A 13394-nucleotide genomic window follows, 5' to 3' on the forward strand; every position below is an offset into this window, starting at 1 on the left:
CTCCAGCGCCACGTCCACCCCATGCCGGCCGTGCGGAGAGCATCCGGGCCGCGTGGTCGGCCACCCGCAGGGGCGGGCGGACCACCGTCGTCGGCATCGGGGGCAAGGAGGAGCGGGTGGCCTTCTCCGCGCTGGAACTGTTCTACTCCGCGCGCACGCTCTCCGGCTGCGTCTACGGCAACTGCGACCCGGCGAAGGAGTTGCCGGTACTCGCCGGGCAGGTCGTCTCCGGTGCCCTGGACCTGGGTGCGCTGGTCACCGACCGGATCGGCCTGGACGAGATCCCGGAGGCGTTCGCGCGGATGGCGGGCGGCGTCGGCGGCCGCGCGCTGGTGGTCTTCTGACGGTCTGCCGGCCGCAGCTCTCGCCGTCCTCGCCGCCCGGCGGGGTCAGACGTGGTCGGCGGGCATCGGGTGGCGCAGGGCGAGGCCGTCCACCAGGGCGGCCAGCCCGGTCTCGAACGCGCCCTCGTCGACCCGCTCCCGGTGGTCGGCCAGCAGGTGGGCCTGCCCCAGGTGCGGGTAGTGCTCGCCGTAGAGTGCCGCGTCGTCGACGAAGCCGCCGGCGAAGGAGCCGAGCGCGGAGCCGGTGACGAAGTACCGCATCACCGCGCCGATGTGGGTCGCCTGCGCGGCGGGCCAGCCTGCCGCCGTCATCCGGCCGAAGACGGCGTCGGCCATGCGGAGTTGGCTCGGCCGCCGGCCCGGCCCGAGCGCCAGGTGCGGAACGATCCGGGGATGCGCCGCGAGCGCGGCGCGGTAGGAGCGGGCCCAGCGCAGCAGCGCCTCGGCCCAGTCGCTGCCGTCCTCGAACATCGACAGGTCGACCTCCGCGCAGACCCGGTCGACGACCGCGTCCAGGATCTCGTCCTTGGTGCGGAAGTGGTTGTAGAGGGAGGGCCCGCTGACGCCGAGTTCCGCTGCGAGCCGGCGCGTGGAGACCGCCGCCAGGCCCTCCTCGTCGACCAGCGCGAGCGCGGTGTCGACGATGCGCTCTCGGCTCAGCAGGGGCTTGCGGGGACGGGCCATGCGGCCCATAGTAGAGCCGCGAGGCGTTAACTAGCGATGGTAATTAAAAGGGGTACTTCTTGTGGATCTGAGCCTCACCCCCGAACAGGAGCAGGTGCGCAAGCTCGCCGCCGGGTTCGTCGACCGCGAGATCCTGCCCCACGCCGCCCGCTGGGACCGGGCCGGGCGCGTCGACCGCGAGATCGTCGGCCGGCTCGGCGACCTCGGCTTCCTCGGCCTGACCGTGCCCGAGAGTGACGGCGGGAGCGGCGGCGACCACCTCGCCTACTGCCTGGTCACCGAGGAACTGGGGCGCGGGGACTCGGCCGTGCGCGGCATCCTGTCGGTCTCGCTCGGCCTGGTCGCCAAGACGATCGCCGCCCACGGCGACGAGGAGCAGCGCGCGCGCTGGCTGCCCGGCCTGTGCGCGGGCCGGCTCATCGGCTGCTTCGGGCTCACCGAACCCGGCACCGGCTCCGACGCCGCCAACCTCGCCACCCGCGCCCGGCCCGACGGCGACCACTGGCTGCTCGACGGCACCAAGACCTTCATCACCAACGGCACCTGGGCCGACGTCGCCCTGGTCTTCGCCCGCAGCGGCGGCGACGGCCACCGGGGCGTCACCGCCTTCCTCGTCCCCACCGACACCCCCGGCCTCACCCGGCGCGAGATCGACGGCAAACTCGGACTCCGCGGCCAGCCCACCGCCGAACTCGTGCTGGAGGGGGTGCGGGTGCCCGACACCGCCCGGCTCGGCCCGGTCGGCAAGGGCTTCTCCGTGGCCATGGGAGCGCTCGCCAAGGGACGGATGTCGGTGGCCGCCGGCTGCGTCGGCATCGCCCAGGCGGCGCTGGACGCGGCCGTGGAGTACGCCGAGCAGCGGGAGCAGTTCGGCCGCCGGATCGCCGGCCACCAGCTCGTCCAGGAACTGCTCTCCGACATCGCGGTCGACACCGAGGCGGCCCGGCTGCTCACCTGGCGGGTCGCCGACCTGGTCGACCGCGGCCGTCCGTTCGCCACCGAGGCCTCCATGGCCAAGCTCTTCGCCAGCGAGGCCGCCGTACGCGCCGCCAACAACGCCCTCCAGGTCTTCGGCGGCTACGGCTACATCGACGAGTTCCCCGTCGGCAAGCTTGTCCGGGACGCCCGCGTGATGACGCTCTACGAGGGCACCAGCCAGATCCACAAGCTGCTCATCGGCCGCCACCTCACCGGCGTCTCCGCCTTCTGACCCCGCCCGCGCCGCTCCCGCGTCCGGGCGGCTCCCCCGACGTGCCGATGTATCGTGTTCGACCGGCCGAGGACAGCTTCGACCGGTCGAAGGAAGCGGGGAGAGCACACGATGGCGGCGGACGCAGCCGAGACGACGGCCGCGGGCGGCGACGGCGGCGAGACCTGGGCCGACGTCTCCCCCGAGGCGGCCCGCAGACTGCTGCTCGCCGCCGTGGACGCGTTCGCCGAACGCGGCTTCCACGCCACCACCACCCGCGACATCGCCGGCCGTGCCGGCATGAGCCCCGCCGCGCTCTACATCCACTTCCGGACCAAGGAGGAACTGCTCTACCAGATCAGCCGCGTCGGCCACGAGCGGTCGGTGCGCATCCTCACCGAGGCGTCCCGGACGAGCGAGGACCCCGCCCAGCGGCTCGCGGCCGCCGTCCGCACCTTCGTGCGCTGGCACGCCGAGCGGCACACCACCGCCCGGGTGGTCCAGTACGAACTGAACGCGCTCTCCCCCGAGCACCACGAGCAGATCGTCGAACTGCGCCGCCGCACCGGCGCCGTGATGCGCGGCATCCTGGAGGACGGGGTGGCCGCCGGTCGCTTCGCCGTGCCCGACGTGTCCGGCACGGCGCTGGCGCTGCTGTCCCTGTGCATCGACGTCGCCCGCTGGTTCAACCCGGACGGCCCGCGCAGCCCCGAGCAGATCGGCGACCTCTACGCCGACCTCGCCCTCCGCATGGTCGGCGCCCACTGAGCCGTCCCGCCGGGGTCCGCGGCGGCCCTCAGAGGGAGAAGCGGCTGACGGTGGTCGCCACGCAGACCGGCCGGTCGCCGCCCTCCCGCTCGACGGTCACCGTGGCCGTCAACTGCACCCCGCCGCCGACCTCCTCGACGTCCGCCACCAGGACCCGGGCCCGGAGCCGGGAGCCGACCGGCACGGGCGCGGGGAAACGCACCTTGTTCAGCCCGTAGTTGACCCCCATGCGCACCCCCTCCACCCGGAGCACCCGGGAGGTGAGCGCCGGCAGCAGCGACAGCGTGAGATAGCCGTGCGCGACGGTCGAGCCGAACGGCCCCTCGGCGGCCCGCTCCGGATCGGTGTGGATCCACTGGTGGTCCTCGGTGGCTTCGGCGAAGCCGTCGATCCGCTCCTGCTCCACCTCGAGCCAGTCGCCGGGCCCGAGCTCCGTGCCGATCGCGGCCCGCAGCGCGGCCGGCGAGTCGAACACCCTGGTCTCCACCGTCACGTTCACTCCCGTCGAGATGGCCTCGCGATGGTCGGATGACCAAGCGCTTGCTCAGCATCCCGACGATGCCACGCCACTGTCAACGGCCACCCGGGCGGGGGCTACGCGGTGAGGGCCTTTTCACGGTGGGGTGTGGTGAGGGCGGCGAGGTCCAGGTCGCCCATCGTGGCGATCAGTCGGCGCAGCACCATGACAAGCGGTGCCGAGGGCACCCGCGCGGGGTCCTTCACCGGAAGCAGCGAACGTCCGCCCCAGGTGCGCCGATGCCAGGCGTCGAACGACGTCGGCTGCCGGACGCCGTGGTACTTCTGCCGCTTGCGGCGCCTGGCGAACTCCCGCTCGTAGCTCAGCCACAGGGCGCGCGCCTCCTCCAACTCCTCGAGCGCGGCCACCAGCCGTGCCGGGTCGGGGTCGCGGTCCTCGGGGTCGATGCCCGCGCGGGCGCACAGATGGTGCCAGGTGGCACGGTGCCCGTAGGGCGCGAACCGCTCGAGGCACTTGCGCAGCGCCTGCCGGCGCTGACACGGTTCCCGCTGTTCGTCACGGACCTGTTCGGCGAGTGCTCTGAAACCGGCCAAGGTATGTCCACCTCCGACGGATGAACGGAGTCGTCGTGGATGGGACGTGGAACCGGTTGTTCCGGATCCCATCACGGGGCGCCTGCCCAGCCCCCGGGCCCGCACACCAGCCGTGCGAGCCCGTCGGGCCGGCCCGATGCCGGCTCCCGTGACAGGCTCAACGTTCGGCGACCGCCAACAGTGCCGCACCGATCCCGGCAAGGCACAACACCGCCGCGGCGACGGTCAGCACGGGCCAGTGCCCGCTCGGTGCCGGCACCGCCGTGTCCAGTCGGCGCATCCGTACGTGCGCCACGAAGGTGATCAGTAGCAGGCACAACACCCCGACCGCCCCGATCAGCAGACCCGCCCACCCGCCGTCGCGCACCAACGCGTGCCGCAGCGCCAGCGCCACGACAAGGCCGCCCGCCAGCGTCGTCCGCCGCCACGCGAACCTGGTCCGCTCCGGTTGCGCGGCCGGATCCCTGACCTCACTCACACGCCGTCACCGCGTCACGCCGAACACGATCGCGGCGGCCACCAGCAGGGAGGCCACCGCCGTACCCACCGCCAGCATCGCGGGGAACGGCGACGAGGGCAGGTCCTCACCGCGCCGCATCGCCCGCTCGCACACCACCCAGCGGTGCACCGCCCGCAGCGCGCACACCGCCCCGCAGAAGAACAACGCGACCGCGATCGAGGTGCGCAGGCCCCAGGTCAGGTCGGTCAGGAACTGGTCGACGGCGATGCCGCCGGCGACCAGCGCGAGCGCGGTGCGGATCCAGGCCAGGAAGGTGCGTTCGTTGGCGAGCGAGAAACGGTAGTCGGGCGTGGTGCCCTCCGCTTCCATCCGGCTCGGCGAGAACCACATCATCACCGCCGACCGGAACCGGCCCGGTCCGCCCTCGGCGGAGGCTCGCCCTCGGCTCGCCATCCCGCACCACCCCTCTACTCGTGTACCGGCACTCCCGGCGGTGGCCGCCGCCGACCCGGGCCGGCGGCGGCGGCGGCGGGGGAGTTCACCCGCCGCCCAGCGCCTCGGCCAGGTCGTAGCGCACCGGCTCCTCCAACTGCTCGTAGGTGCACTCCCCGGGGCGCCGGTCCGGCCGCCAGCGCCGGAACTGCGTGGTGTGCCGGAAGCGGTCGCCCTGCATGTGGTCGTACGCCACCTCGCATACCCGCTCCGGCCGCAAAGGCACCCAGGTGAGTTCCTTCTTGCCCGACCAGCGGCTGGGACCGCCGGGCATCCGGCTGTGCTCGTGCGCCGCCTCGTCCTGCCACGACGCCCACGGGTGGTCGGCCGCCGACTCCGGTCGCAGCGGCGCCAGTTCGTCGGCGAGCTGGGCCCGGCGGCGCATCGTGAAGCTGGCGCAGACCCCCACGTGCTGGAGAGTGCCGGCGTTGTCGTAGAGGCCGAGCAGCAGCGAGCCGACCACCGGGCCGCTCTTGTGCTCCCGGTAGCCGGCCACCACGCAGTCGGCGGTCCGCTCGTGCTTGACCTTGACCATCAGCCGCTGGTCGGGCCGGTAGGGCGAGTCGGGGCGCTTGGCGACGACACCGTCCAGCCCGGCGCCCTCGAAGTGCTCGAACCATCGCTGCGCGACCGCGAGGTCGTCGGTGGCCGGGGCCAGATGGACCGGGTCGGTGGCGTCGGCGAGCGCGGTCTCCAGCAGCCGGCGGCGGTCCCGCAGCGGCTCGTCGAGCAGCGAGGTGTCCGCGAGCGCCAGCAGGTCGAAGGCGACAAAGGCGGCCGGGGTCTCGGCCGCCAGCCGGCGCACCCGGGAGTCGGCGGGATGGATGCGTTCCAGCAGCGCCTCGAAGTCCAGCCGGTCGCCGCGGACGACGACGATCTCGCCGTCCACCACGCACCGGCGGGGCAGCTGCTCCCGCAGCGCGTCGGCCAGCTCGGGGAAGTAGCGGGTGAGCGGGTTGGCGGAGCGGCTGTTGATCTCGATCTCGTCGCCGTCGCGGAACACCAGCGCCCGGAAGCCGTCCCACTTGGCCTCGTAGTGCATGCCGGCGGGGATGCGTGCCGCGGGCTTGGCCAGCATCGGTCTGAGCGGGGGCATCACCGGCAGGTCCATGGTGTGATTCTGCGGCGGTCCCGCCGCGGGCGCGCGCCGAGCGGCCGCTCGGCGGGCCGTCTTCCGGGCCCTGGGCCGCCGCTCACCGGGCCGGGCCGGCGCCCGCGGCGTAGCGTGAGGGGATGGCCGACAGCGTGGAACTCGACGTGGACGGGCGGACGGTCCGGCTGACCCATCCGGACAAGGTGTACTTCCCCGAGCGCGGCTTCACCAAGCTCGACCTGGCGCGGTACTACCTGGCCGTCGGACAGGGCATCACCCGGGCCCTGCGGGACCGTCCGACGATGCTCGAACGCTACCCGGACGGCGTAGCGGGGGAGTCCTTCTTCCAGAAGCGGGCGCCGAGGAACCTGCCGGGCTGGATCGACACCGCCCGCATCTCCTTCCCCAGCGGGCGGCACGCCGACGAGATCTGTCCCGCCGAGCCGGCGGCCGTGGTGTGGGCGGCCAACCTCGGATGCCTCACCTTCCACCCTTGGCCGGTGCGCCGCGACCGTGTCGACCACCCGGACGAGCTGCGCATCGACCTCGATCCCCAGCCGGGCACCGGCTACCCCGAGGCCCGCGCCGCCGCCCACGCGCTGCGCGAGGTGCTGGACGAGCTGGGGCTGCGGGGCTGGCCGAAGACCTCCGGCGGGCGCGGCATCCACGTCTACGTACCGATCGAGCCGCGCTGGACGTTCGCGGAGGTGCGCCGGGCGGCCATCACCGTCGGCCGGGAGCTTCAGCGGCGGGCGCCGGACCGGATCACCGTGTCCTGGTGGAAGGAGGAGCGCGGCGAGCGCGTCTTCGTCGACTACAACCAGATGGCCAGAGACCGCACGATCGCCGCCGCGTACTCGGTGCGCCCCCGGCCGCACGCCCCGGTGTCGGCGCCGCTGCGCTGGGAGGAGCTGGACGACGCCGAGCCGGTGGACTTCGACCTCGCCACCATGCCGGAACGTTACGCCAGACTCGGGGACGTGCACGCCGACATGGACGACCACGCCTACCGGCTCGACGCCGTCCTGGAACTCGCCGACCGGATGGAGCGCGATCACGGGGAGGGCGACCTGCCCTACCCGCCCGACCACCCGAAGGCGGCGGGCGAACCGCCGCGCGTCCAGCCCAGCCGCGCCCGCCACAGGCAGGGCTGAGCCTGACGGCTGAGGCGGTCCCGACACCGCAGGCCGCGGTGCCGGGACCGCTCGGCGTCAGTGGTTGACGCAGACGTTGCCGATGGCCGGGTTCAGTGCGCCGCCCAGGTTCACGCTGTTGCCGCAGATGTTGATCGGCACGTGGATCGGCACCTGGATGACGTTGCCGCTCAGCACGCCGGGCGAACCGACGGCGACACCGTGAGCGAAGGCGTCGGCCTGAGCGGCGCTCGCACCGCCCAGTACCAGGGCGCAGCCCGCGGCCGCGGCCATGGTCGCCTTGACGAGGCGCTTCATCCTGTTCTCCTTTCGAGGGGGGATCAGCACCGGGCCCAACGACCCGGCGTCACGCCGGACACGCCGATTCCCCTTGATGGCCCAGCCGTTGACCACACCCGCCGAGGCCGGCCGCCGCCGGCCGCCGACATCCGCCGCTGACCCCGCCGCCGACGCCCGGCCGGGAACGGCGGTTCGCCGGAAGTCGACGATCCGCGCCGAGATTCCCACGGGAATTACTCCACCCGTCGCTCTTCCGTGAAGCCATTCGAATGGTTCTGCGCGCCGTGCGTGAATGGCGGCCCTTGACGGTGTCAGTGTTCTGCCCTGCCGGATGCGCCGGAAGTCCCGCCACCAGGACGACTCGGTAAACGGGTCCCGCCGTTCGGGCCGCCCCGGAAAACCGGTGCGCGAACAGACAAGAACCATCGCCGAGAGACGGAGTGCAGATTCATGCGAGTGCCCATTCGCCGTACCGGACGCGTCGCGTGCTGTGCGCTGATGGCTCTGCTCATGGCGGCGGCGCTTCCCCGGGCCGCCGCCGCCCCCTCGGCGTCCTCCGCTCCCGAGATCCCGTTCGCCGAGCGCTACCGGGCCGTCCAGCACGGCGGGATCGCCCGCGCGGCGAACTCCTCGATCACCTGCCGGGCCACCGCCACCGCCTCGGCCGCGCCCTGCCCCACCGCCCAGGGCGGCAAGGGCGTCAACGGAGACTACGAGATGTTCTACATCGACGTCGACGACGACCCCAACACCTACAACTCCAGCCGCGCCCACCTCGGCCTGCCGGCCGGCTCCCGGGTCAGCTACGCCCGGCTGTACTGGGGCGGCAACCTGCGGGTCGGTGAGCAGAAGCCGCACAAGGACAACGGCCGGGTCCTGGTCGCCGAACCCGGCGGCTCGTACCGGGAGGTGCTGGCCGACACCCTGACCGGACACCGCACCACCCGCCGGACCGACGCCTACCAGGCCTCCGCCGACGTCACCGCGCTGGTCCGCGACAGCGGCCCGGGCGTCTACACCGTCGCCCAGTTGAACGTCGCCATGGGGCACTCGGCGGCCGGCGCCTGGGGTGGCTGGACGCTGGTGGTCGCCTACGAGAACAAGAACGAACCGCTGCGCCAACTCGCCCTGTGGGACGGCTTCCAGCCGCTGACCGAGCGCCGCACCGCGCACCGCGTCACCATGACCGACCTGGACCTGGCCGCCGACGGGCGCGGCAGCGCCGGCATGGTCGCCTACAACGGCGACCGGGGGACCGGCGGTGACACCCTCTCCGTGGCGAGCGGAAAGCGGGCGCCGGTCCGGCTGCGGAATTCCGCCAATCCGGTGACGGACGTCATGAATTCCACGATCAGCGACCACGGAAAGAACGTCGCACAACGCGAACCCGCATACCGGAACACCCTCGGATACGACTCCGACGTGTTCGACGTGTCGTCCGCTCTCACCCGCCGGTCCGATTCCCTCACCTTCACCTTCGGCACCCGCGACGAGGGATATCTCGCCGGTGTCCTGTATCTCGCCGCCGACGCGGACGGGCGCCGGGCCCGCGGGGAGAGGCACGCCGACAGGAGCTGAGCCGCCGCACGCCACCGGCCCGCCGCCGGACCGCCGTCCGTTCTCCCGCTGTGCACCCTGGGGGGTATCCACGCATGCCGCAGAACCCACCGCCCCACGACGACGCGGCGCAGAACCGGCCGCCGGTGGTGCTCCACCTCGCCCAGCCCGTCGAAGGGGGAGTGGCCACCGTCGTCACCGACCTCGTCAGGGCGCAACGGGCCGACGGGCTGACCGTGCACCTGGGCTGCCCGCCCTCGGGCGACCTGCCGCACCACGCCCACGCCGCCGGCGCCGACGTCCACCCCTGGCCGGCCCGGCGCGGGCCCGGACCCGAACTCGCGGCCGAGGTGTGGCGGGTACGCCGACTGGTCCGCGCCCTCCGCCCGGACGTCGTGCACCTGCACAGCGCCAAGGCCGGGCTGGCCGGCCGGCTCGCGCTGCACGGCCGGGTCCCCACCGTCTTCCAGCCGCACGCCTGGTCCTTCGAGGCGGTCGACGGCACCACCGCGGCGCTCTCCCTGCGCTGGGAACGCCTGGCCGCGCGCTGGGCGCACCGGCTGCTGTGCGTCAGCGAGGACGAGCGGCGCCGCGGCGAGGCGGCCGGCATCACCGGCCGGTGGGCGGTGGTGCCCAACGGCGTCGACCTCACCAGGTTCCCCGGCGGCGGACCCGCCGCGCGACAGGCCGCCCGCGCCGCGCTGGCCCTGTCCACGGCGGTGCCCGTCCACGACCCGCTGGTCGTCTGCGTGGGGCGGCTCTGCCGCCAGAAGGGCCAGGACGTGCTGCTGCGCGCCTGGCGGCGGGTCACCGCGCGCCACCCGCACGCCGCGCTTGTCCTCGTCGGCGACGGCCCGGACCGCGCCGCGCTGCAACGCGCCGCACCGGCCTCCGTCCACTTCGCCGGCCCCAGCGACCGGGTCCGGCTCTGGTACGAGGCCGCCGACCTGGTGGTGCTGCCGTCCCGCTGGGAGGGCATGGCGCTCGCCCCGCTGGAGGCCATGGCCTGCGGTCGGCCCGTCCTGCTCACCGAGGTCGCCGGCGCCGCCGACGGTCTGCCGCCCGCGCAGCGCGAGACCCACCTCGTGCCACCGGACGACCCCGTCGCGCTCGCCACGGCCCTCGTCCGGCTGCTGGCGGACCGCGAGAGCACCGACCGCGCCGGCCGCGCGGCACAGGAACACGTACGCACCGGATTCGACGTGCGGCTGACGGCGGCAGCGGTCCTCGACCTGTACCGCGGACTGCTCGGCCTGCCGCACCCGCACAGCAGGGAGCGCCTCGCACGATGACCGCCGAAAGCGCCGAGACCCACGGTTCCGGTCGACTCCTCACCCCGCAGGCCGACACGGCCAGGGCCGGCGGAGCCGTCTTCCCGCCACCCCGCGCCGCCGACACCGGCGCCACCCGCGGGCCGACCGCCCCGTCCGCCGGCACCGCGGCCGGCCCGCTGGCCGCCGACGCCGTCGCGGTACTCGCCGCCGGAGCCCTGGCGTTCACCGCCGACCTCGGCGTGCCGCTGCTCGCCGTCGGCGTCGGACTCGCGGCCGTGATCGCCCTCAACGCGCACGGCGGCCTCTACCGGACGGGACCCGTCGCCTCCGCACTGGACGAACTGCCCGGGCTCGCCGCCCGAGCGGTGCTGGCCTGGGCGGCCGTGGCCGCACTGCTGGCCGCCGCCGCGCCCGAGCGGGCGCTCGGCTACCCGACCCTCCTGCTCCTGCCGGCCGCCTACACCCCGCTCGCCTGCACCGGGCGGGCCGTCGTCTACGCCGTCCGCCGCCAGCAGGCCAGACGCCGGCCCCGCTCCGCGCTCGTCGTCGGTTCCGGCGGGTTGCGCGGCGTGGTGGCGGCGACGCTGCTCGCCCACCCCGAGTACGGCATGCGCCCCGTCGGCCTGGCCGTCTGCGGCCCGGAGAGCCCCACCGAGGGCACAGTCTCCGAAAGCCCCCGGCTGCCCGTCCTCACCTCCGTCGAGGACGTCAGCCGCGCCGTCATCCAGAACGCCGTCGCCCACGCCGTGTTCACCACCCCGCCGACCCACGACCCGGCCGCGGCCGTGCTCGCCCGCCGGTTCACCGACCACGGCTGCGCGGTGTGGGTGGTCGACGGCGGCCCGCCGGGCACCGCCCGCCGCCCCGCCGGCCATCTGTGGGGCCTGCCCTGCAGGCGGCTGCGTCCCGCACGCCCCGGCAGGGCCGCAGCCCTGGCCAAGCGCGCGCTGGACGTCGCCGCCGCCTCCCTCGGCCTGCTGCTCACCGCCCCCGTCCTGCTGGCCTGCGCACTGGCCGTCCGGCTCGCCGACGGACCGGGCATCCTCTTCCGTCAGGAACGCGTCGGGCAGGGCGGCAGGTCCTTCACCCTGCTGAAGTTCCGCACCCTGCGCCCGGCCGACGCGCTGGAGTCGGCGACGCGGTGGAGCGTCGCCGACGACCAGCGGATGAGCCCGGTCGGCCGCTGGCTGCGCCGCACCTCCCTCGACGAACTGCCGCAGTTGTGGAACGTGCTGCGCGGCGACATGAGCCTCGTCGGCCCCCGGCCCGAACGCCCTTACTTCGTCAGGCAGTTCAGCCAGCGCTACACCGACTACGCGGAACGCCACCGGATGCCGGTGGGCATCACCGGGCTGGCCCAGGTGCACGGCCTGCGCGGCGACACCTCCATCGAGGAGCGCGCCCGCTTCGACAACCTCTACATCGACACCTGGTCGCTGTGGCAGGACGTGCGCATCCTGCTGCGCACCGCCGTGTCCCTGGCCCGGCCGGGCGGGAGCTGACAGTGGCACGGGGGGAACACGACGCGGCCCGGCACCCGCGTCCGAACAGCCCGACTCCGCCGAGCCGTCCGGCCCCGGACCCCGGCGACGCCCCGGTGTGCCGCCTCGCTCGGGCGCTGCGCGGGTGGCTGGTCGCGGCCGGGCCCGTCCTGCCCGCGCTCGCGGTGATCGTGCTGCTGTGCGCGCCCACCGACCCGGCGCACACCGCGGGCTCCGGCCACGTCACCCCGGCCGACGCCGCCTCCGCGCTGCTCGTCGGCTACTGCGCCCTGCGGCTGCTGCGGACCGGCCGCCGACCCCTCAGCCCGCTCGCCGCCCTCACCCTCGCCGCGCCCGCCGCCGGCGTCGGACTCGCCACCGCCGCCTCGCTCGACCCGGCGGCCAGCCTCACCGGCTTCGTCCGCGCGCTGCAGGTGTTCGTCCTCGTCCCCGCCGCGCTGGTCCTGCTGCTGCGCGACCGCCGGGACTTCCGCACGGTGGCGCTCGCCGTCACCGTGCTCGCCGTCGTCCAGGGCGCCGTCGGCGTCCACCAGTACGCCACCGGCACCGGCGCCTCCTACATGGGACAGGACATCAGGGCCGTCGGCACCTTCGGCGCCGTCGACGTGATGGGCATGTCCACCGTCGTCTCCTACGGACTGCTCGTCGCCCTCGCGATCGGACTGGCCCCGCCCGCCGGCAGCCCGCGCTGGCTGCGGCCCGCCGCACTCGGCACGGCCGTCGCCCTGCTGGTCCCGCTGGCCGTCTCCTTCAGCCGGGGCGCCTGGATCGCCACCGCCGCCGCCGGATGCGCGGTCGTGCTGCTCGCCGGGCGGCGCACCGCGCTGCGGGTCCTGGCGACCGCCACGGCGGCGGGCGTCGTGCTCGTCGGTGGCGCCGGCGTGGGCTCGCAGATGATCGGCGAACGGCTCGACAGCATCACCGACGTCACCGCCGCGCCCGACCAGTCCGTCACCGACCGCTACACCATGTGGGCCGCCGCGGTCTCGATGTGGCGGCAGTACCCGGCCACCGGCGTCGGACCCCGCGGCTTCCCCGACCACCGCGACGGCCACGCCTCCCTCGCCCTCTCCTCCGGCAGCGACACCGCCGGCGCGGGCCGCGGCTTCAACCGCGAACCCCTGCTGTCCCCGCACAACATGTACCTGCTCGTCCTCGGCGAGCAGGGGCTCATCGGGCTGACCGCGCTGGCCGGCAGCTGGGCGGTGCTGCTGGTCGGTGGGCTGAGACGGCTGCGCGCGGCCCGACGCGGCGCGGCCCGCGGCGCCGACTGCGGGCTGGTGGCGACCGGACTCCTGGTGTGGCAGACGGTCGACTTCCTGTACGCCGACATCGGCGGCCCCTCGACCGTGCTGACCGGCGTCGTCTTCGGCCTGGCCGCCTGGTGGGCGCTCGCCCCGAACGCCACCCGGGGCCCGGAGGACCGCACGACCGGTCAGCCGCCGGCCGTGCCACCGGGCGCGCTGCCGGGCGCCCGGGAGGCCGCCTCGGCGGACGCACGGCCCCGGGAGGCGGTCGGATGAGCCC

The 13394-nt window shown here is 74.5% G+C and carries 13 protein-coding genes and 2 pseudogenes; 8 read left to right on the top strand and 7 right to left on the bottom strand.

What is annotated here, in order from left to right:
• Positions 1–344 (top strand): annotated as a pseudogene (locus GL263_RS10630) (alcohol dehydrogenase); the annotation flags it as partial.
• 45 nt (positions 345–389) lie between these two features.
• Here the strand turns inward: GL263_RS10630 and GL263_RS10635 are convergent.
• Positions 390–1028 carry a TetR/AcrR family transcriptional regulator gene (locus tag GL263_RS10635; RefSeq protein ID WP_182855372.1) on the bottom strand — a complete coding sequence of 213 codons (639 nt, stop codon included), beginning with the start codon at positions 1026–1028 and terminating at the stop codon, positions 390–392.
• 61 nt (positions 1029–1089) lie between these two features.
• Between GL263_RS10635 and GL263_RS10640 the strand changes: the two genes are divergently transcribed.
• Both GL263_RS10640 and GL263_RS10645 read left to right on the top strand, forming a co-directional pair.
• Positions 1090–2238, top strand: a complete 1149-nt coding sequence (locus GL263_RS10640; RefSeq protein WP_182855373.1) for an acyl-CoA dehydrogenase family protein — start codon at positions 1090–1092, stop codon at positions 2236–2238.
• A 111-nt stretch (positions 2239–2349) separates the two neighbouring features.
• Positions 2350–2985, top strand: coding sequence for a TetR/AcrR family transcriptional regulator (locus tag GL263_RS10645; protein WP_182855374.1), 636 nt, complete (start codon positions 2350–2352; stop codon positions 2983–2985).
• A gap of 28 nt (positions 2986–3013) precedes the next feature.
• Here GL263_RS10645 and GL263_RS10650 read toward each other — a convergent pair whose 3' ends face one another.
• The 5 genes and pseudogenes from GL263_RS10650 to GL263_RS10670 all read right to left on the bottom strand — a co-directional run bounded on the left by GL263_RS10650 (position 3014) and on the right by GL263_RS10670 (position 6119).
• Positions 3014–3472 carry a MaoC family dehydratase gene (locus GL263_RS10650; RefSeq protein WP_182855384.1) on the bottom strand — a complete coding sequence of 153 codons (459 nt, stop codon included), beginning with the start codon at positions 3470–3472 and terminating at the stop codon, positions 3014–3016.
• Between the two features lie 167 nt (positions 3473–3639).
• Positions 3640–4056: pseudogene (locus tag GL263_RS10655) on the bottom strand (hypothetical protein); the annotation flags it as partial.
• Positions 4057–4213: 157 nt separating this feature from the next.
• Positions 4214–4534: a DUF202 domain-containing protein gene (locus tag GL263_RS10660; RefSeq protein ID WP_182855376.1), complete on the bottom strand. Its 321-nt coding sequence runs from the start codon at positions 4532–4534 to the stop codon at positions 4214–4216.
• Between the two features lie 6 nt (positions 4535–4540).
• On the bottom strand, positions 4541–4969 hold the full coding sequence (locus tag GL263_RS10665; RefSeq protein WP_182855377.1) for a YidH family protein: 429 nt from the start codon (positions 4967–4969) through the stop codon (positions 4541–4543).
• An 85-nt stretch (positions 4970–5054) separates the two neighbouring features.
• The gene (locus tag GL263_RS10670; protein ID WP_182855378.1) at positions 5055–6119 is read right to left on the bottom strand and encodes an ATP-dependent DNA ligase; all 1065 of its coding nucleotides are present in this window, start codon (positions 6117–6119) and stop codon (positions 5055–5057) included.
• Between the two features lie 122 nt (positions 6120–6241).
• Here GL263_RS10670 and ligD point away from each other — a divergent pair, with 122 nt between their 5' ends.
• Positions 6242–7255 (top strand): non-homologous end-joining DNA ligase, encoded by a 1014-nt coding sequence (gene ligD / locus GL263_RS10675; protein ID WP_182855379.1) that lies wholly within the window; start codon positions 6242–6244, stop codon positions 7253–7255.
• Between the two features lie 57 nt (positions 7256–7312).
• On the opposite strand, the gene GL263_RS10680 is transcribed toward ligD, so the two are convergent.
• On the bottom strand, positions 7313–7552 hold the full coding sequence (locus tag GL263_RS10680) for a chaplin (protein WP_182855380.1): 240 nt from the start codon (positions 7550–7552) through the stop codon (positions 7313–7315).
• Between the two features lie 480 nt (positions 7553–8032).
• Between GL263_RS10680 and GL263_RS10685 the strand changes: the two genes are divergently transcribed.
• From GL263_RS10685 to GL263_RS10700, 4 genes are all read left to right on the top strand, one after another.
• Complete coding sequence (locus GL263_RS10685; protein WP_228456388.1) at positions 8033–9112, top strand: DUF3344 domain-containing protein; 1080 nt, start codon at positions 8033–8035, stop codon at positions 9110–9112.
• 74 nt (positions 9113–9186) lie between these two features.
• Positions 9187–10383, top strand: coding sequence for a glycosyltransferase (locus GL263_RS10690; protein ID WP_182855382.1), 1197 nt, complete (start codon positions 9187–9189; stop codon positions 10381–10383).
• Positions 10380–11867, top strand: a complete 1488-nt coding sequence (locus GL263_RS10695) for a sugar transferase (RefSeq protein WP_182855383.1) — start codon at positions 10380–10382, stop codon at positions 11865–11867. The genes GL263_RS10690 and GL263_RS10695 overlap by 4 nt, the downstream gene beginning before the upstream one ends.
• A gap of 95 nt (positions 11868–11962) precedes the next feature.
• Positions 11963–13390 (top strand): O-antigen ligase family protein, encoded by a 1428-nt coding sequence (locus GL263_RS10700; protein WP_182855385.1) that lies wholly within the window; start codon positions 11963–11965, stop codon positions 13388–13390.
• Positions 13391–13394 lie beyond the last annotated feature (4 nt).

It is taken from the genome of Streptomyces durbertensis (assembly GCF_014156695.1).
GTDB lineage: Bacteria > Actinomycetota > Actinomycetes > Streptomycetales > Streptomycetaceae > Streptomyces > Streptomyces durbertensis.

What these genes read in the sequence shown, in the direction of transcription:
- GL263_RS10635 (WP_182855372.1), bottom strand. Translation starts at nt 1,028, where the DNA reads ATGGCCCGTCCCCGCAAGCCCCTGCTGAGCCGAGAGCGCATCGTCGAC.
- GL263_RS10645 (WP_182855374.1), top strand. Translation starts at nt 2,350, where the DNA reads ATGGCGGCGGACGCAGCCGAGACGACGGCCGCGGGCGGCGACGGCGGC.
- GL263_RS10665 (WP_182855377.1), bottom strand. Translation starts at nt 4,969, where the DNA reads ATGGCGAGCCGAGGGCGAGCCTCCGCCGAGGGCGGACCGGGCCGGTTC.
- GL263_RS10670 (WP_182855378.1), bottom strand. Translation starts at nt 6,119, where the DNA reads ATGGACCTGCCGGTGATGCCCCCGCTCAGACCGATGCTGGCCAAGCCC.
- ligD (WP_182855379.1), top strand. Translation starts at nt 6,242, where the DNA reads ATGGCCGACAGCGTGGAACTCGACGTGGACGGGCGGACGGTCCGGCTG.
- GL263_RS10680 (WP_182855380.1), bottom strand. Translation starts at nt 7,552, where the DNA reads ATGAAGCGCCTCGTCAAGGCGACCATGGCCGCGGCCGCGGGCTGCGCC.
- GL263_RS10685 (WP_228456388.1), top strand. Translation starts at nt 8,033, where the DNA reads ATGGCTCTGCTCATGGCGGCGGCGCTTCCCCGGGCCGCCGCCGCCCCC.
- GL263_RS10690 (WP_182855382.1), top strand. Translation starts at nt 9,187, where the DNA reads ATGCCGCAGAACCCACCGCCCCACGACGACGCGGCGCAGAACCGGCCG.
- GL263_RS10695 (WP_182855383.1), top strand. Translation starts at nt 10,380, where the DNA reads ATGACCGCCGAAAGCGCCGAGACCCACGGTTCCGGTCGACTCCTCACC.